Origin of the sequence: Parapedobacter luteus (assembly GCF_900168055.1) — a bacterium.
GTDB classification, from domain to species: Bacteria; Bacteroidota; Bacteroidia; order Sphingobacteriales; family Sphingobacteriaceae; genus Parapedobacter; species Parapedobacter luteus.
Window position 1 is genome coordinate 1 of the sequence record NZ_FUYS01000028.1, and the last position, 1,112, is coordinate 1,112.

Below are 1,112 nucleotides of genomic sequence, written 5' to 3' on the forward strand. Positions count from 1 at the left end.
GCGCGATGAAGTGTGCGGGCAAGCCATGGTCTTTTTCACTGCTTACATATGTTCCCGAGGACGGAGGTGAACCGATGGCCGGTTTCACAGGCACGGTACTGATCAACGACTGGTTTGAGGGGACAACCGGTTATGTGCACTTGTATGATGGAATGCCTTTACAGAAAAATGTACGGGAAAGCATCCGCAAACAGATGGGTTGGGAAACGTTTTGTTATGACAAGACGGTATACGGTTGCGTAAACGGGATATGCAAATTGTACCATGTGTCTGGCAGTACCTGCATAACGGTCTATATAGAGGATAACGATAATGGCCAAGGCCCCGTCCCCGAAGAATACGATCCGCCTGGGGGTGGGCCTCCTGTAAACAGTCCGCCACCACCGCCACCACCTACTGAAAGTTGGGACATCAACAATGAGATTGATGATCCATGCTTAGGACAGACCATAAATAAAGCTTTGGATCGATCAGAGCCAGTAATGGGTTTAATCACCGACATTATCCGTGAGTTGGACGGTGACAAAAGTGTTGAAATCAATGTAGTGGACGGCATCACACCAAGCGGTAAGCCGGGGCAAGTGGTGGCGCCAACGACCACATGGGCTGGAAATGTCCCAATCAAATTTAGCGCAACCCTTATTCTTCATGAAGGATATATGCCGGATGTGTCGCAGGAGGGCGCAATAGCTATATTTATACACGAGGTATTGCATGCATATTTCTCGAAAGCCGAACATATCAATAATACGGAAATTGATCATCACCAAACTATGGCTACAAAATATGTAGCCCCTATGGCAAGTTATTTACAGGGTTTATTTGGTATATCCCAGTTCGATGCGTTTTCATTGGCTTGGAGCGGATTGACCTATACGGGTGCTTATGCCAGTGTGACTTCTTTCGATATTGGCGGAACAACTTATTCGAAAAGCGATATCGTACAGGCATCTGCAAAATACATGGGCAGAGGAGCAGATGGAAACCTGTTGAAGGGAAAAGAATTATGCGATGATTAAAAAATGATGCGATGATGAAAACTATCGTAAAAGTTGTGCTTATCGCTTTTTGCAGCGGATTCACTGTTAGCGCTGTAGCGCAAGAGAAAAAAT

At 46.0% G+C, this 1,112-nt stretch carries 1 protein-coding gene; it reads left to right on the plus strand.

Annotation, left to right across the window (positions count from 1 at the left end):
- On the plus strand, positions 1-1,019 hold a 1,019-nt coding region (locus B5X72_RS20885), incomplete at its 5' end, for a hypothetical protein (RefSeq protein WP_217698179.1).
- Positions 1,020-1,112 lie beyond the last annotated feature (93 nt).